General features: G+C 34.5%; 15 protein-coding genes. 12 read left to right on the forward strand and 3 right to left on the reverse strand.

Features of this window, described 5'->3' with window-relative positions:
- Positions 1-187 precede the first annotated feature (187 nt).
- Positions 188-1,522: a replication-associated recombination protein A gene (locus GYM76_RS01570; protein ID WP_220225661.1), complete on the reverse strand. Its 1,335-nt coding sequence runs from the start codon at positions 1,520-1,522 to the stop codon at positions 188-190.
- 168 nt (positions 1,523-1,690) lie between these two features.
- Here GYM76_RS01570 and lolA point away from each other — a divergent pair, with 168 nt between their 5' ends.
- Positions 1,691-2,284 (forward strand): outer membrane lipoprotein chaperone LolA, encoded by a 594-nt coding sequence (gene lolA, locus GYM76_RS01575; protein WP_220225662.1) that lies wholly within the window; start codon positions 1,691-1,693, stop codon positions 2,282-2,284.
- A gap of 85 nt (positions 2,285-2,369) precedes the next feature.
- On the opposite strand, the gene exuR is transcribed toward lolA, so the two are convergent.
- Entirely contained in the window at positions 2,370-3,143 is a 774-nt protein-coding gene (gene exuR, locus GYM76_RS01580) for a transcriptional regulator ExuR (RefSeq protein ID WP_065734724.1), read from the reverse strand.
- Between the two features lie 243 nt (positions 3,144-3,386).
- Between exuR and GYM76_RS01585 the strand changes: the two genes are divergently transcribed.
- The 9 genes from GYM76_RS01585 (at position 3,387) to GYM76_RS01625 (ending at position 15,951) form a co-directional block, all read left to right on the forward strand.
- Positions 3,387-4,652, forward strand: coding sequence for an MFS transporter (locus GYM76_RS01585; RefSeq protein WP_220225663.1), 1,266 nt, complete (start codon positions 3,387-3,389; stop codon positions 4,650-4,652).
- 76 nt (positions 4,653-4,728) lie between these two features.
- Positions 4,729-6,141 carry a glucuronate isomerase gene (gene uxaC / locus GYM76_RS01590; RefSeq protein ID WP_065563666.1) on the forward strand — a complete coding sequence of 471 codons (1,413 nt, stop codon included), beginning with the start codon at positions 4,729-4,731 and terminating at the stop codon, positions 6,139-6,141.
- A 48-nt stretch (positions 6,142-6,189) separates the two neighbouring features.
- Positions 6,190-7,653, forward strand: coding sequence for a tagaturonate reductase (locus GYM76_RS01595; protein WP_220225664.1), 1,464 nt, complete (start codon positions 6,190-6,192; stop codon positions 7,651-7,653).
- 13 nt (positions 7,654-7,666) lie between these two features.
- Positions 7,667-9,166 carry a UxaA family hydrolase gene (locus GYM76_RS01600; RefSeq protein ID WP_220225665.1) on the forward strand — a complete coding sequence of 500 codons (1,500 nt, stop codon included), beginning with the start codon at positions 7,667-7,669 and terminating at the stop codon, positions 9,164-9,166.
- Positions 9,167-9,256: 90 nt separating this feature from the next.
- Complete coding sequence (locus tag GYM76_RS01605) at positions 9,257-10,771, forward strand: MFS transporter (protein WP_220225666.1); 1,515 nt, start codon at positions 9,257-9,259, stop codon at positions 10,769-10,771.
- A 99-nt stretch (positions 10,772-10,870) separates the two neighbouring features.
- Positions 10,871-12,193, forward strand: coding sequence for a glycoside hydrolase family 28 protein (locus GYM76_RS01610; RefSeq protein ID WP_220225667.1), 1,323 nt, complete (start codon positions 10,871-10,873; stop codon positions 12,191-12,193).
- A gap of 323 nt (positions 12,194-12,516) precedes the next feature.
- Entirely contained in the window at positions 12,517-13,761 is a 1,245-nt protein-coding gene (locus GYM76_RS01615; RefSeq protein ID WP_065563662.1) for an oligosaccharide MFS transporter, read from the forward strand.
- Between the two features lie 58 nt (positions 13,762-13,819).
- On the forward strand, positions 13,820-14,938 hold the full coding sequence (locus GYM76_RS01620; RefSeq protein WP_065563661.1) for a glycoside hydrolase family 172 protein: 1,119 nt from the start codon (positions 13,820-13,822) through the stop codon (positions 14,936-14,938).
- A 14-nt stretch (positions 14,939-14,952) separates the two neighbouring features.
- Entirely contained in the window at positions 14,953-15,951 is a 999-nt protein-coding gene (locus tag GYM76_RS01625; RefSeq protein ID WP_220225668.1) for a LacI family DNA-binding transcriptional regulator, read from the forward strand.
- Between the two features lie 14 nt (positions 15,952-15,965).
- Here GYM76_RS01625 and smpB read toward each other — a convergent pair whose 3' ends face one another.
- Positions 15,966-16,448, reverse strand: a complete 483-nt coding sequence (smpB, locus tag GYM76_RS01630) for an SsrA-binding protein SmpB (protein WP_220225669.1) — start codon at positions 16,446-16,448, stop codon at positions 15,966-15,968.
- A 68-nt stretch (positions 16,449-16,516) separates the two neighbouring features.
- Here smpB and GYM76_RS01635 point away from each other — a divergent pair, with 68 nt between their 5' ends.
- Together GYM76_RS01635 and GYM76_RS01640 are read left to right on the forward strand one after the other, a co-directional pair.
- Positions 16,517-16,945 (forward strand): type II toxin-antitoxin system RatA family toxin, encoded by a 429-nt coding sequence (locus GYM76_RS01635; RefSeq protein WP_065563658.1) that lies wholly within the window; start codon positions 16,517-16,519, stop codon positions 16,943-16,945.
- Position 16,946: 1 nt separating this feature from the next.
- Complete coding sequence (locus GYM76_RS01640; protein WP_065563657.1) at positions 16,947-17,219, forward strand: RnfH family protein; 273 nt, start codon at positions 16,947-16,949, stop codon at positions 17,217-17,219.
- Positions 17,220-17,224 lie beyond the last annotated feature (5 nt).

Below are 17,224 nucleotides of genomic sequence, written 5' to 3' on the forward strand. Positions count from 1 at the left end.
ATGCTCAAGAACTAGGATAAGCCTTTGCTAAGGATCTCTCATTTACCTATCAGTGAATCAATTTTTTAGGTATATACAACTTTACCAAAAACTTTGTTTAAACATGCATGATTTAGTTTGATCAATTTAATATCAGTCAACATGTTTGCTCAAGCAAGAACTTTTGGTAACTATTAATATATTCAATCTAATTCTTTTTGTAGCGCTGATTTGTGCTAGCTTTATTTTGTGCTTCCAACCAAGCCAGTTTCTCCGAGTAATTTTTCTCAACACCTCGTTGTGTTGGGTGGTAATATTTGCTGTCGGCCATTTCTGGTGGGAAGTAGTTTTCACCGGCTGCATAGGCATTAGGTTCATCATGTGCATAACGATATTGTGCGCCATAACCTAAATTTTTCATTAAACTGGTTGGCGCATTGCGTAGGTGTTCTGGAACATCATAGTCAGGTTTGGATGTTGCATCTTTCATCGCTTGGTTAAATGCAAGATAAACCGCATTACTTTTAGGTGCACATGCTAGGTAAACAATTGCTTGTGCGATAGCTCGTTCGCCTTCTGCTGGTCCAACTCGAGTAAAACAGTCCCATGCTGCTAAAGCGACTTGCATTGCTCTTGGGTCGGCATTACCGATATCTTCTGATGCAATAGCCAATAATCGACGAGCGACATATAGCGGATCTCCACCGGCGGAAATGATTCTTGCATACCAATAAAGTGCTGCATCAGGTGCAGATCCTCTAATTGATTTATGAACTGCCGAGATTAGGTCATAATAACGGTCACCTTGATTATCAAATCTTGCACTACGTTCGCCGATGACTTCTTTTAGTAATTCAGGCGTTAATGGTTTTCCATCAGACATATCAACCAGCAATTCAAGCGTGTTGAGTGCGCGTCTTGCATCACCACCAACAAATTCGGCAATCTGTTTTCTGGTTTCCTCAAGTAGCGTAATTTTTTGGTTGCCATAACCACGTTCCGGATCATCCATCGCTTGTTGTAAAATTTGCTCAATATCTTCATTAGTTAATGATTTAAGCAGATAGACTCTGGCACGGGATAGTAGTGCTGAATTTAACTCAAAAGAGGGGTTTTCAGTGGTAGCGCCAATAAAGGTTACAGTACCATTTTCGACATAAGGTAAAAAAGCATCTTGTTGGCTTTTATTAAAACGATGAACTTCATCAACAAATAAAATGGTTCTTACTCCGGATTGTTGATTAATTTTAGCTCGTTCAATCGCTTCGCGAATATCTTTAATCCCTGAAGTTACTGCTGAAATTCGTTCTACTTTGGCATTAGCATGATGCGCAATAATTTCTGCTAAAGTGGTTTTGCCGGTTCCGGGTGGTCCCCAAAGGATCATAGAATGTAAATGACCTGCTTCAATTGCTTTAGGCAGGGGTTTATCTTTACCAAGTAGTTGGCTTTGACCTATATATTCAGATAAATTACGTGGACGCATCCTTGCCGCTAAAGGTTTAAATTCATCTGACCCAAATTCAAAAGAGAGACTAGGCATGCTACATCATCCAAATTTACAAAATACAATTATTATATACTGCTTAACTGATAAGTGAAAAAGAAAAGAAAATATCTTTCACAGCTAACAGAAAAACGGTAATATTTTGAACTAAATTAAAATGATTGTTTAATTTATTGTATTAAACAAAATGCATAAGGATTGGTAATGAAGAAGTTTTTAATTTTAATTGGGTTAATTACAAGCTGTGCAGCATGGGCTGGTGATAAAGAGGTGTTGCAAGAGCGATTAGCTAAAATTGATGGGTTTTATGCTCGATTTTCACAAGATGTGAAAACAGCCGATAAACAACCAGTTCAACAAGGTAAAGGTGATTTGTGGGTAACAAGGCCTTATTACTTTAATTGGACAATGACTGAGCCAGACGAGACGTCAATCATTTCAGATGGGCGTAACATGTGGGTTTATACTCCTGCCGTTGAACAAGTTAGTGTAATGAGCTTAAAAAAATCGGTGGATAATCGTTTAATGCTTTTGATTACAGATAGTCATAATCCTATTTGGAATGCATATACTGTTACACGTAAACAAGACTCTTTTACATTGAAACCAACTGATGGTTCTAACCAAGATTTTGTTATTTCTGTTTTGCCTACTGGGATGATTTCAAATTTTACGATTATCGAGGAAGATGGTCAGCGTAGTTTTTATGATTTATCTCGTCAAACCCTAGGTAAGGTAGCACTTGATAAGTTTAAGTTTACTCCACCAGCTGGAGTAACGGTTGATGATCAGCGTTAATGGTTTAAACGATAGTTAATTATTTAACTTTTGCGAATTAATACACTTTGCGCAATGGCGCAAAGTGTATTGCTTTTAATAGAATCTACTCATTTTCATTAATACTAATAACGGGGTTATCTGAAAATAGATAGTGATCTCGTTTTGTTTCAAAATCTTCGCTAGCAGCATCAAATAACATTTTTTTGGTGTTCTCTAGATGTTGCCACATGGCTAACTTAGCCGCTTTTGGATCACGATTAATTAGCGCATCTAATATTTTGTCATGTTCATCCCACCAGCTTTCAATGTCTTGTTGTTGTACATGTTCATGAAGTTTTTTCCATAATGGGTTTAATGTTCTTTGCTGCCAAGCTTCTTGAACGATAGTAATTAAAGCGGTATTCCGTGTGATCATGGCAATCTGTGTATGGAATTTTAGATCCCAATCAGAATCACGATAATGATCTTCTTTTTTAGCATTATGTTGAATTTCTAATAATTTGACGATGTCGTCTTTAGTAATTTGTGTTGCTGCAAATTCGGCAATGTTACTTTCAATAAGTTGGCGGGCTTGCAATAATTCAAAAGGCCCTGTCGTAGAAAAATTTAATCCTTTCTGGGAGGTTAGAATATTGGTCTGTAAACTATTAGCTATAACATGAATTCCAGAGCCTTTTCTTGCATCAACATAACCTTCAACTTCAAGCATAATAATAGCTTCACGGACAACTGAACGACTTACTTTTAGTTCTTCACATATCAATCTTTCAGATGGTAATTTGCTTCCTACTGGATAAATGCCGTCAATAATTCGGTTTTTAAGTTCAGTTGCGATAACTTGATAAAGTCTTTGATACTCGTGCTGTTCTTGGGTCATGATGAATTTTGCATAAATCCTTTAAGTTTTTTTAGACTTTTAAAATAACATCTAATTGCTTCAAATTAAATAATGTTGTTCCAATTTTTTTAATTAAATTTTTTAGTTACAAACTTTTTAGTTTAAAAAATATCCCTTTAATTATTAGGGATATAGTTCATTTTTGTGATGTATGTCAACTTTTTTAGTTGTCAGGCATGTTATTATGCGCCAAAATATCTATATATTTAGGAGCAATTAAAGATGTACAAAACGATAAAAAACCTACGATGGTATATGATAGCATTAGTCACCGTCGGGACAATTCTTGGTTATCTTACGCGAAATTCGATTGCGGTAGCCGCCCCGGTTCTTAATGAAGTAATGGGATTAACAACGCAGCAATATTCATATGTGGTAGCTTCGTACTCAGCTTGTTATACCATAATGCAACCAGTTGCCGGATATATTTTGGACTTGTTAGGCACGAGAGCGGGATATGCGGTTTTTGCTATTTTGTGGTCAGTATTTTGTGTTAGTACCGCATTTTCAGGTAGTTGGATCGGACTGGCTTTTGCTCGAGGTGCTGTTGGTGCAACAGAAGCAGCAATGATCCCTGCGGGACTTAAAGCGACTAGTGAATGGTTTCCGGCAAAAGAAAGGTCGATCGCGGTTGGTTGGTTTAATTTAGGTTCATCAGTGGGCGCCATGATCGCACCACCATTAGTTGCATGGGCAATTTGGTTCCATAGCTGGCAATGGGCATTTATATTGTGTGGTTTATTAAGTTTTATTTGGGGAATTTTTTGGTTAATTCTTTATCGTCACCCTACAAAACAGAAACGTCTTTCTGAAGAAGAAAAAAAATATATTTTATCTGGTCAAGAAGCGAGTCATCAAACTTCAAATAATGAAAAATTACCAGCTAGTAAAATTTTAACCAGCCGCCGTTTTTGGGGAATTGCTTTACCAAGATTTTTAGCAGAGCCTGCATGGGGTACCTTTAATGCGTGGATTCCATTATTCATGTTCACAGCTTATGGTTTTGATTTAAAACAAATCGCTATTTTTGCTTGGATGCCAATGCTTTTTGCTGATGTTGGATGTGTTCTTGGTGGTTATATGTCACCATTTTTCCAAAAACATTTTAAAGTAAGCTTAATTAATTCAAGAAAAATGGTAGTGACGGTTGGTGGTGTGCTTATGATTGCACCTGGTCTGATAGGTCTATTTTCAAGTCCTTATGTTGCTATCTTTTTATTCTGTATTGGTGGTTTTGCTCACCAAGCATTATCAGGAGCATTAATTACTTTATCGTCTGATGTATTTGGCCGTAATGAAGTGGCAACAGCGAATGGATTTACCGGCATGGCTGCATGGCTAGCTAGTACTATTTTTGCACTTATTGTTGGTGCACTTGCTGATACTGTTGGCTTTAGTCCTTTATTTGTAATTTTATCTTGTTTAGATCTTTTAGCTGCCTTAGCGGTTTGGACTATTTTGAAAGAACCAACATCAGATCAAAATTAATCAATAAATTAATAAGATTACAGGATGTATTTTCCTGTAATCTTTTAATAGTTAACTACTATTTATGGAGAATAAAATGAGTTTTTTAACTGAAAACTTTTTACTAGATACCGAATTTTCTCGTCAGCTTTATCATGATTTTGCTGCTGATCAGCCAATTTTTGATTATCACTGCCATTTACCACCGGAACAAATTGCTAAAGATTATCAATTCAAGAATTTATACGATATTTGGTTAAAAGGTGATCATTACAAATGGCGTGCAATGCGTACCAATGGTGTTGCAGAAAAATTCTGTACTGGTACTGATATTAGTGATTTAGACAAATTCAAGGCTTGGGCAGAAACTGTTCCTCATACTATTGGTAATCCTTTATATCATTGGACTCATTTAGAGCTTCGTCGTCCTTTCGGTATTGATAACGTTCTATTATCACCTTCTACAGCAGAGCAAATTTGGAATACTTGTAATGAGATGTTAGCGACTCCAGAGTTTACAGCTCGTAGCATCATGAAAAAAATGAATGTTAAGATGGCAGGTACAACAGATGATCCTATTGATGATTTAGCTCATCATAAAACTATTGCAGAAGATAGTTCATTTGATGTTAAAGTTTTACCAAGCTGGCGTCCAGATAAAGCATTCAATATTGATTCAGAATTCTTTGCGGCATATATGGAAAAACTTTCTGCAGTAGCCGATGTTGAAATTTCAACATTCCAAGCGCTTTGTCAGGCTTTATCAAAACGTATGGATCATTTTGCTGCTCATGGTTGTAAGATTTCTGACCATGCATTAGATACAGTTGTTTATGAAGAAGCTACTGAAAAAGAGTTAGATACCATTTTAACTAAACGTTTATCTGGCGAAGTTTTAACCGCTAAAGAAGTTGCTCAATTTAAAACTGCTGTACTTATTTTCTTGGGCGTTGAATACAACAAACGTGAATGGGTTCAACAATATCATATAGGTGCATTGCGTAATAATAATTCAAGAATGTTTAATTTAATGGGGCCTGATGTTGGGTTCGATTCTATTAATGATTCACCTATTGCTCAACCGCTTTCTCGTCTATTAGATGCTCAAGCAAAACAAGATGCATTGCCAAAAACGATTTTGTATTGTTTAAACCCATCTGATAATGAAATTCTTGGAACGATGATTGGTAACTTCCAAGGAGCAGGTATTCAAGGAAAAATGCAATTTGGTTCAGGCTGGTGGTTTAATGATCAAAAAGACGGCATGATTCGTCAAATGACACAGCTTGCTCAACTTGGATTATTAAGCCGTTTTGTTGGTATGTTAACCGATAGTCGTAGTTTCTTATCTTACACTCGCCATGAATATTTTAGACGTATTTTATGTCGAATGATTGGACGTTGGGTTGAAGATGGCGAAGCACCACGTGATATCCAATTATTAGGTCAAATGGTTAAAAATATTAGTTTTGATAATGCTAAAAACTATTTTGGTATTGAACTAAGCTAAAAAGCATTAAGTCGTTGTGATTAGATTAATTAAAGAAGAGTTAGAGTAATGAAAACATTAAACAGAAATGATTTTCCGGGTGCAAAATATACGACACGTGTTGTTCAGTTTGGCGAAGGTAATTTTTTACGTGCATTTTTAGATTGGCAGTTAGATATTCTTAATGAAAAAACTGATCTTGATGCTGGTATTGTTGTGGTTCGCCCGTTAAATACGGACTTCCCACCATCATTAAGTATTCAAGATGGGTTGTATACAACGCTTGTTCGTGGTTTGAATGAACAAAATGAAGCAGTGAAAGAGTTTAGATTGATTCGTTCAGTTAATAACGAAATCAATGTATATACTCAATATGATGAATATCTTGAGTTAGCTAAAGATCCGAATATTCAGTTTATTTTTTCAAATACTACCGAAGCTGGCATTAGTTATGTTGAAAGTGACAAATTAACAGATAAACCTGCAACGAGTTATCCAGCAAAATTGACTGCATTTTTATATGAAAGATTTGTTCACTTTGCCGGCAGTAAAGAAAGTGGTTTGATTATTATTCCATGTGAATTAATTGATTATAACGGCGATGCACTTAAAAAATTAGTACTTAAATATGCGAATCAGTGGAACTTGTCAGACCAATTTATCAATTGGCTTGAAAATGATAATTTATTCTGCTCAACTTTAGTAGATAGAATTGTTCCAGGATACCCAAAAGCGCAAATCGCTGAGCTTGAGACTGAATTAGGTTATAAAGATAACTTTATTGATTCAGCGGAATATTTTTATCTATTTGTTATTCAAGGACCGCAATGGTTAGCTGAAAAATTATGCCTTGATAAATGCAATATGAACATCAAAATTGTTGATGATATTAAACCGTATAAAGAGCGTAAAGTAGCTATTTTAAATGGTGCTCATACTGCATTAGTTCCTGTTGCTTATTTATCAGGTATTGATACTGTTGGCGAATCAATGAATGACACTCAGATTTTATCTTATATAAAAGAAACCATTTTTGATGAAATTATCCCTGTTTTAGATTTACCTCATCAAGAATTGGTTGATTTTGCTCAATCAGTTATTAGTCGTTTTAAAAATCCATTTATTGAACATCAATTGATGTCAATTGCTTTAAACAGTATGACTAAGTTTAAAACACGTATTCTTCCTCAATTAATTAATTATCAAAAAGAAAAAGGAACATTGCCTAAACATTTGGTGTTCTCTTTTGCTGCATTGATCGCATTTTATCGAGGTGTGCGTAATGGACAAAGTTATCCGTTACAAGATGATGCAATCTGGTTAGAACGCTTCAGTAATAGTTGGACAGCCATTGCAGAAGGGAAAAGTTCATTAGAGGATTTAATCAAAGTTGTTTTAGGTGACACGGCTCATTGGGAGCATGATCTATTAACTATTCCTCAATTAGCACAAACTTTAACACAATATTTAACTGTCATAACCGAAGAGGGAATGCGTCAAGCAATTGAAAAATGTGTTAATGGTAGCAAATAACATGAGTGATTCAATGGTTAAATATATAAAAATAAACAATAAAGATAATGTCGGTGTGGCATTATCTGATTTAGAAGCACATGAAGAAAATATCGTTGTTGATGGACAGGTAATTGATCTAAAAGAGCCTATTAAACAAGGGCATAAATTTGCACTTATCGATATCGACCAAGATGAAAATATTATTAAATATGGCTTACCAATTGGTCATGCTACTCGCTTAATTAAAGCTGGAGAGCATATTCATTCTCATAATTTAAAAACCAATTTAAGTGATATTAATGATTACAAATATCAACCTACTTTATCGAAAAATGATCTGTTGCATGAGATTACCGATAAGGAAGTACAAATTTATCGACGTAAAAATGGTGAAGTTGGTATCCGTAATGAACTCTGGATTATTCCAACTGTAACTTGTATAAACGGGATAGCAGAACAAATTGTTAAACAGTTTTGTGATGAGTTAAATAATCAATTAGAAATTGATGGTATAACTGTACTTGAACATCCTTATGGCTGTTCTCAGCTTGGACAAGATCATCAAAATACTAAAACTATTTTACAAAATTTAGTCAAACATCCTAATGCTGGTGCTGTATTGGTCATCGGACTTGGTTGTGAAAATAATCAGGTTTCAGAATTTAAGGCTAGTTTAGGTGAATATGATGAATCTCGAGTTAGATTTTTAATCGCTCAGCAAGAAACCGATGAAGTTGAATCAGCATTAGTTCATTTAAGAGAACTTTATGCCATTATGAAGCAAGATAAACGTGAAGTAGGGCATTTAAGTGAATTGAAATTTGGATTGGAGTGTGGTGGTTCTGATGGTTTTTCAGGTATTACAGCTAATCCAATGCTTGGTCTGTTTTCTGATTATGTTATTGCTCATGGTGGAACAAGTGTTCTTACTGAAGTACCAGAAATGTTTGGTGCTGAGAACATTTTGATGTCACATTGTATTGATGAGTCGACTTTCGATAAGACTGTACACATGATCAATGATTTTAAACAATATTTCATTTCAAATAATCAACCAATCTATGAAAACCCTTCTCCTGGGAATAAGGCTGGTGGCATTACAACTTTAGAGGAAAAATCTTTAGGTTGTACGCAAAAAGCGGGTGGTAGTGAAGTTATTGATGTTCTTAAATACGGTGAAATGTTAACTAGACATGGATTAAATTTACTAAGCGCACCTGGTAATGATGCAGTAGCTACTGGTGCTTTATCAGCAGCTGGATGTCATATGGTGCTTTTCACCACAGGAAGAGGCACTCCATATGGCGGTATTGTGCCAACAGTCAAAATTGCGACTAATACACAATTAGCTGATAAGAAAGCCAATTGGATCGATTTTAATGCCGGTAAACTGATACAAGGAGTCTCCATGCAATCTTTGTTGATAGAGTTTATTGACTATATCGTTCTTATTGCTAACGGGAAACAAACACGAAACGAAATTAACAACTTTAGAAATTTAGCCATATTGAAAAGTGGTGTAACTCTATAGATAAAAATCCAAGAATAAATATCCACGTCATTAAGTCCTTCGGGACTTGATGCGAGGGACCGTTTTTTTTAAATATTATAGGTATCTTTTATGAGTAAGGAAAAAAAGAATAAAATTACATGGTTAGTAAGATTTTCATACGGCAGTGGTAATTTAATTGGTAGTGGGGCATTAGCAATTAGTGGCGCTTGGCTACTCTATTTTTATACCACTTTTTGTGGATTAAGTGTGGTGCAAGCTGCATTAATTTTTTCGATCGCTACTTATTTGGATGTCATACTGAATCCATTGATGGGCTTTATTACAGACAATTTCTATCAAACTAAAATAGGGCAACGTTTTGGACGCCGTCGATTCTTTATTTTGATTGGTATTCCGCTAATGGTCATTTATCCTATGCTTTGGATTGATGGTATGGGATTTTGGTATTACTTAGTAACATATATTTTATTTGAGATTATTTATACCAGCATCATGATTCCATTTAATACGTTACCTGTAGAAATGACATCTAACTTTTCAGAACGTACTTATTTAACTGGTTCAAAAGCAATGTTTGGTAAAGTAGCTAATTTCTTAGGTGCGGCGATACCAGGTGTATTCTTTTATTTCTATAGTAAGGAATCCGCAACACCATTTTTGTTAACTGGGATCACTTATGCCACTATCATGATGTTAGCTTTGATTTTGCTTTATTGTAATAGTTGGGAAAAACCTAAAGAAGAAGTAAAAGATGAATCTGTTCATAGTTTTTTTGAAGCAATTAAAAAGCTTTTTATCGATATCTTATCAACATTCCGTGTTAAAACGTTTAGAACGCATTTAGGAATGTATTTATTCGGATTTGGTGCTGAGTGGTTATTTACTGCGGTATTTACCTATTTCATCGTATTTAGTTTAGGTGAACCTCGTTCTTTTGTTGCTTCAATGAATTCATTAAGTAGTATTTGTCAGCTGGTTTCAACCGCATTTTTTATGATGTATTGTGCTAAGAAAGGCTTCAAAAAACCATTTATTATCGCATTACTCATTGTTATTTCATCGATGATTGGTTATGTCGGTATTTATTACTTTAATCTGCCTCATATCACTTGGATTGTAGTGGGTATTACAATTTGGTTTGGTTTGGGTACTGGTGGTGTTTACTATATTCCTTGGAGTGTATATGTATTCTTAGCTGATGTAGATGAGGTTGTAACTAATCGACGTCGTGAAGGGGTATATGCAGGAGCAATGACCATGGCAGGTAAACTAGTTCGTGCTTCAATTGTCTTTGTGCTTGGTATGATATTAAGTGCTTATGGCTTTGAATCGAAGTCACATGTACAGCCACAAAGTGCGATTGATGCTATTAATGGTATTATTTTATACGGCGTAGTAGGAATGGCATTAATTGGGGCATTCTTTGCTTGGAGAATGAAGCTCGATCACTCTACTCATTCCATCATTATCAATGAAGTTGCTCGTATTCGACAAGGTGGCAAAATGGAAGATGTTACGCCTGAAACACGAAAAGTGGTTGAAGAATTATCTGGCATCGCTTACGAAAAATGTTTCGGTAATAATAACATTGGATTTAAGCAAAAAGAGACCACAACTAATTAAAGCAAAATATTTATCAGGATCAGTATGCTGATCCTATAACCTAAAGCTGCAGACATTAGAGTAAATTAAAATGTTTGTAAAAATATAAAGGATAAACTCATGACGACTATATCTGTAAAAGATTTTGGCGCTATTGGTGACGGAAAATCAATAAATACTCAAGCTTTTGAAAAAGCAATTCAACATATTGATCAATTAGGTGGTGGAACGCTAATTGTTCCTGTTGGTACCTATTTTACTGGGGCAATTAAACTTTGTAGCAACATAACGTTTGTTATTGAGCAAGGAGCGACTTTATTATTTTCTGATGATGCTAAAGATTATCCTGTTGTTAATTCTCGTTGGGAAGGCGTTAAACAGGATGTGTATATGCCTTGTATATATGGCCAACATATTGAAAATGTGGTTATAACTGGAAATGGTAAAATTGATGGTAATGGTCAAAAATGGTGGCATACATTCCGTCATGATCGAAGCAATCTTCAGTATCCAAGACCTTACTTAATTGGTTTTGATTATTGTGAACGAGTTACAATTGAAAAAGTTTTTCTAACTCAATCTCCTAGCTGGACTGTTCATCCGATGGAATCAAATAATGTCGTTGTCGATAATATTTCAATTCTTAATCCAGCTGATTCACCGAATACCGATGGTATTAACCCTGAATCTTGTCGTAATGTAAGAATTTCAAATTGTTATATTGATGTTGGCGATGATTGTATTGCAATAAAAGCAGGCACTGAAGAAACAGCCGAAAAAAGTCCATGTGAGAATATTTTAATTACTAATTGTAATATGATTCATGGTCATGGTGCAGTTGTACTTGGTAGTGAGATGAGTGGTTGCATCCGTAATGTAACTATTACAAATTGTGTATTCCAAAAAACCGATCGAGGTGTAAGATTCAAAACTCGTCGAGGTCGAGGAGGAACTATTTCTGATATCACATTTAGTAATATTGTAATGGATGAAGTTTTATCGGCATTTGTTATGAACTACTATTATTATTGTGGTCCAAAAGGAAATGATCCAATTGTTTGGAATAAAGATGCTCTACCCGTTAATGAGTTTACACCAGCATGCCACAATATTAGCTTTTCAAACATTATTGCTAAAAATGTTCGTGCTTATGCTGGCTTTTTATATGGTATTCCAGAATCTCCTATTTCTAATATCTCTTTTGATAATATCCGTGTTTCAATGCAACAAAATGCTCAAGCAGGCGAGGTTGATATGTTTAAAGATGTCAAACCGGAGGCTGGTAAAGGGTTCTTTATTGAGAATGCACAAAGTGTTTTATTTAATAATGTCATTATTGATAATATTGTGACTGATCCACTATGTGTAAAAAATAGTCAAGACGTACATATTAATCAGTCTTTTGTTAAGCAAGACGGTAAGTTAATAAGCTTGAAAAGTTAAATATGATATTTAAAATAACCGTTGCCGTATTGGTAACGGTTATTTTTTAAATTTTTATTAGCTTTACCATTATATCTTGCTATTAATATTCTTGAATGTAAAAATTTTTTGTTTTAATTAAGTATGATTTCTTCATTCAATTTTTTATCTTCAATCTTTTAATACTGTTTATTCTTATTATTTGCATTCCTGACAATTTTCTTTTCTCTTTCTCGAAAACAAAATAATTTTGATGTAGATCACATTTATCTAATAAAGCCGTTAAAGCTAAATTTTTAGCTATTCATACTCAAAACAGTGCTTAACTCTTTATAGGATAAATTATGACAAGTGCATTTTATAAAAAACCAACTTATTGGTTTGCTTCGTTTTATAGCATTATGTATTACGCGGCGGGTAGTTTTGTTTTTTCTTTTTATGCAATATGGCTTAGTAAAGAGATTGGTTTAACAGCAAAACAGACTGGTATTATCTATTCTTTTAACTATTTTATTTCGTTAATTATCATGATTATTTATGGTGTTTATCAAGATAAATTAGTCTTAAAAAAACATCTAATTTGGTTTCAAAGTGTCATCATAACATGTGCTGCACCTGCATTAATCTATGTTTACGAGCCACTTTTAAGACATAATTTTTATGTTGGTGTTATCTTTGGCAGTTTCTTCTTAGGTTTTGGTTGGGTTGCCGGTATGGGCTTGATCGATTCTTACTGTGAAAAAATCAGCCGTGCTTTCGATTTTGAATTTGGACAATGCCGGACTTGGGGTTGTATTGCTTACGCAGTGGGTACCTTTATCGCTGGTATTTTAATTAGTATCAATCCTCATCTTAACTTTTGGGCTGCTTCAGTGGTCGGTATCTGTTTTATGATACTCAATTTGAATTTCAAACCAGATTTAAGTAAATCATCGGCAGCAGTATTTCAGAAGAAAGATAAACTAAGTTTTAATGAAATTGTTTCAGTCTTTGGACTGAAAAAGTTTTGGATATTTGTTGTTTATGTACTTGGTACTTATAGCTTGTACAACATTTATGACCAACAATTATTCCCTGTCTTTTTTACTCAGCAGTTTACCGATGTAAATGATGGTTATCGCTTATATGGTATTTTGAATTCATTTCAAGTCTTTTTAGAAGCAGCTGTTATGTTTTGTGTGCCATTTGTGGTTAACAAAGTTGGTGCAAAAAATGCATTAATCTTTGCTGCATTTATCTCTGCAACTCGAATATTTTTAACAGGTCATGTTGAAAGTATTGCAATTATTTCCGTAATCAAACTTATGCACTGTTTAGAGATCTCAACTATTTTAGTCTCAGTGTTTAAATATATTGATAACAATTTCAATGCACGCTTGTCAGCTACAGTGTTTTTGATCGGTTATCAAGTAGCCGGTTCAGTAGGCGTAATATTATTTTCTACCTTTGTCGGTAATTTTTATGACACTGAAGGTGCTGCTACTACGTTTAATTATTTAGGCTTAGTTGTTTTAGGCTTCATGATATTTGCTATGGCCTTCTTAAGTCGTGATAGAAAGTCAGACAAAATTGAAAATGAAAGTAATTAAGCAAACGAAATTTATATTTTAATTAATAATATTTGTTAAAACTTATTAAGGACGCAAAATGAATATATTTGATTCAGTAACACAGTTTCACTTCGAACAAACAAGAACTATTTCACCTGAAAATTTGACTGGTGAAAAGGGTAAATCGTGTATGAAAGCTAGTGCTTTAGGTCCATGTAGGAAAGGACAAGGTTTTATATCCATTCCTGCTGGTGAAAAAGTGACTATTGCTGAAATTACTGGCCCAGGGGAAATTCGTCATATGTGGTTTACTTTAACTGATAAAACACATCGTGGAAGCTTTGTATTACGTGATGTTGTGATTCGAATTTATTGGGATGATGAAACTGTTCCTTCAGTGGAAAGTCCTATTGGTGACTTTTTCTGTAATGGTTTTGGTGCGAGATGTGATATTAATTCTATGCCAATAGTGGTTAATCCAACAGGTGGTTTTAATAGTTATTTTAGAATGCCATTTAATAAAAAAGCTAGAGTTGAAATTCACAATGAACATGAAGCTGATTTGCAACATTTCTTCTTTGCTATTAATTATGCGTTGATGCCAAAACCATTTGAAAATCCACTTTACTTTCATGCTCAATGGCGTCGTCAACGTGTGACTAATCATGCACAAGATTATGTCATATTAGATAATGTTCAAGGTTATGGTTATTATGTAGGTACTTACTTAGCTCTTACGGCTTTAGAGCGTTATTGGTGGGGAGAAGGGGAGTTTAAATTCTATCTTGATGATGATAGCGATTATCCAACACAACATTCAACTGGTTCAGAAGATTACTTTGGTGGAGCTTGGGCATTCCATAACCGTGATAGCCAAGGTCGTCCAAAAGCGAAATGTTTCCAAACAATGTTTATGGGATATCCATATCAAACAAACCGTGATGCAACTCGTGACTTTTTCCAAACTGGAGATTCTAATCCAGTACATGGTTTTGGTGATGATGGTTTGCCTTCACATGGTTTATATCGTTGGCATCTTCCAGATCCAATTGCATTTCACAAAAATATCAAATTAGCGTTTCAACAAATCGGTAATGATGATATAAGACTATATGAACGTTGTGATGATATTGCGAGTGTTGCTTATTGGTATCAAAGTCCATCGGTGAACCACAATCCAGTGTTCCCGAATAAACAACAACGTACTCCACGTTAGTATTAAGGTGATCTATGGCGAGTAATAAACTAAAAATTAATGATATTGCTCGTTTGGCTGGCGTGTCGGCAACGACCGTCAGTCATATATTTAACAAACGAGATAAAAAATATCGTATTTCTCCACAAACTCGGCAAAGAGTCTTATCGATCGCGGAGAAATATAGCGATCAACCCCATATTCGTCAATATTTGGTGAAGGCTAATAGCACCAATACGATTGGTGTTATTGTCCCCGATATGTCAAATTCATTTTTTTCTATGTTTTTGCATCATCTTGAATCATCTTTTCGGCAAAAAAATATCCAATTATTAATTACTTGTAGTCACTATAATAAAGAGGTTGAAATCAAAGTAGCTCAAAACTTAGTAGAGCGAAAAGTTGATGCGATGATTGTTGTAACCTCATTAGACAGTGATAAATTGTATGTAGATATTAATCAAAATACACCAGTACTACTTTTTGACCGTTATCTCAAAGATACCGTGTTACCCTTTATTACAAGTGAATCATTACAGTCTGTAAGTGATTTAATTAAGCCTTATGCAAAGAATTTAGACGAATTTTATTTTATTGGTTGTGATATTCAGTTAACTTCGATATGTGCAAGACTTGAGGGTTTTAGGCGTGGCTTAGAAAGTGTGGGATTAACTGTAAAACCAGAATGGATTGTGAGTGATGATTATTCTCCTAATAAAGGTTTTGAATTACTTAAAGGTGTTCATGAAAGGTTAGGCCGAATGCCAAAAGCTATTTTTACACCATCAGGTAATTTATTGGAAGAGGTCTTAGGTTATTTGGTTACAGCTAGAATTGATCCAGAGCAGGTGTATTTGTGTTCTTATGATTACAATAACTATCTTGGCTATACGTATTATCCGATAGATGCTATTGTGCAAGATATCGAAAATATGGCGCTAACTTGTGTAGATGTGGTTGATGATTTGCTAAATTTTAAAGAATTAAAACATCTAGAATTTTTTATTGAGCCACAAATTATACGCCATCGTTAATTTAAACGTTATGATCAGCGATTCGCATTTTTCATTATACGTGCTTTGTCAACTTGCCATTGGCGTTCTTTAATATCAGTACGTTTGTCGTATTCTTTTTTACCTTTTGCAAGGCCAATTTTTACTTTTGCCCATGCATTTTTCCAATACAATGAAAGTGCAACAACAGTGTAACCTTGACGATTTATTTGTCCAAAAAGCGAGTTTAATTCTCGTTCATTTAGCAGTAATTTTCGAGTGCGTATAGGGTCACACACTACATGGGTTGAAGCAACACTCAATGGAGTTATAGTTGCACCAAATAGCCATGCTTCGCCATTTTTAAGTAACACATAACTGTCACTGATATTCGCTTTGCCAGCTCGCAGTGATTTAACTTCCCAACCTTGTAGGGATAAACCTGCTTCAATTTCCTCTTCAATAAAGTACTCATGACGCGCACGTTTATTTAATGCAATGGTAGCCGAACCGGGCTTATGTGATTTTTTCTTAGTCATAATGTGCGTTATTATAGAGTTACATGATACTATATGCCACTAATTTTAACTTTTAATTTTTTATTATTATGGCACATGTTTTTCACGAAGTGATCGAGCCTTATTCAATCCAACAAATGTTTGCGTTGGTAAATGATATAGCTAGATACCCTGAGTTTGTTCCTGATTGTATCGCAACTGGGATTATTAGCAAACAAGATAACCTTTTAACTGCATTTATTGAGGTTGAAAAATTGGGATTTAAAAAATCTTTTACCACCATAAATCAGATTAACGAGCCTAATTCAATTGATATGGCATTGATAGATGGTCCATTTAAACATTTAAAGGGGCGATGGGAATTTACTGAAATTGATGAGCAAAAAAGTAAAATCAGCTTAAATTTAAACTTTGAGTTTAATAATAAATTAATGAGTGCTGTTTTTACGCCAATATTTAAGGAGGTGATGACCAACATGGTTAATGCATTTTCTCAAAGAGCAAGGCAGATATATTAATATGATAAATATTCAAGTTGTCTATGCGCTACCTAATCAACCTACGATTATTGATTGCGCAGTTGATGAGCAAACTAATGTCTTGCAAGCCATTACAAAATCCAATATCTTATCAATATGTAAAATTCGATTAGATGAACATCTTGTTGGAATTTATGGAAAACGTTGTGAACTGAATGAACAAGTAAAAGACGGCGATCGTATAGAAATATATCGAGCTTTAATCAATGACCCAAAAGAAATTAGAAGAAAAAAAGCGGCATTGAAAAAGTAACAAAT

It is taken from the genome of Gilliamella sp. ESL0443, from assembly GCF_019469165.1.
In the GTDB taxonomy this organism is placed as follows: domain Bacteria; phylum Pseudomonadota; class Gammaproteobacteria; order Enterobacterales; family Orbaceae; genus Gilliamella; species Gilliamella apicola_E.

Coding starts and splice junctions, on each gene's coding strand:
- GYM76_RS01635 (WP_065563658.1), top strand. CDS start 16,517: ATGGCACATGTTTTTCACGAAGTGATCGAGCCTTATTCAATCCAACAA.
- exuR (WP_065734724.1), bottom strand. CDS start 3,143: ATGACCCAAGAACAGCACGAGTATCAAAGACTTTATCAAGTTATCGCA.
- GYM76_RS01615 (WP_065563662.1), top strand. CDS start 12,517: ATGACAAGTGCATTTTATAAAAAACCAACTTATTGGTTTGCTTCGTTT.
- GYM76_RS01600 (WP_220225665.1), top strand. CDS start 7,667: ATGGTTAAATATATAAAAATAAACAATAAAGATAATGTCGGTGTGGCA.
- smpB (WP_220225669.1), bottom strand. CDS start 16,448: ATGACTAAGAAAAAATCACATAAGCCCGGTTCGGCTACCATTGCATTA.
- GYM76_RS01610 (WP_220225667.1), top strand. CDS start 10,871: ATGACGACTATATCTGTAAAAGATTTTGGCGCTATTGGTGACGGAAAA.
- GYM76_RS01595 (WP_220225664.1), top strand. CDS start 6,190: ATGAAAACATTAAACAGAAATGATTTTCCGGGTGCAAAATATACGACA.
- GYM76_RS01620 (WP_065563661.1), top strand. CDS start 13,820: ATGAATATATTTGATTCAGTAACACAGTTTCACTTCGAACAAACAAGA.
- GYM76_RS01625 (WP_220225668.1), top strand. CDS start 14,953: ATGGCGAGTAATAAACTAAAAATTAATGATATTGCTCGTTTGGCTGGC.
- lolA (WP_220225662.1), top strand. CDS start 1,691: ATGAAGAAGTTTTTAATTTTAATTGGGTTAATTACAAGCTGTGCAGCA.
- GYM76_RS01605 (WP_220225666.1), top strand. CDS start 9,257: ATGAGTAAGGAAAAAAAGAATAAAATTACATGGTTAGTAAGATTTTCA.
- GYM76_RS01585 (WP_220225663.1), top strand. CDS start 3,387: ATGTACAAAACGATAAAAAACCTACGATGGTATATGATAGCATTAGTC.
- GYM76_RS01570 (WP_220225661.1), bottom strand. CDS start 1,522: ATGCCTAGTCTCTCTTTTGAATTTGGGTCAGATGAATTTAAACCTTTA.
- GYM76_RS01640 (WP_065563657.1), top strand. CDS start 16,947: ATGATAAATATTCAAGTTGTCTATGCGCTACCTAATCAACCTACGATT.
- uxaC (WP_065563666.1), top strand. CDS start 4,729: ATGAGTTTTTTAACTGAAAACTTTTTACTAGATACCGAATTTTCTCGT.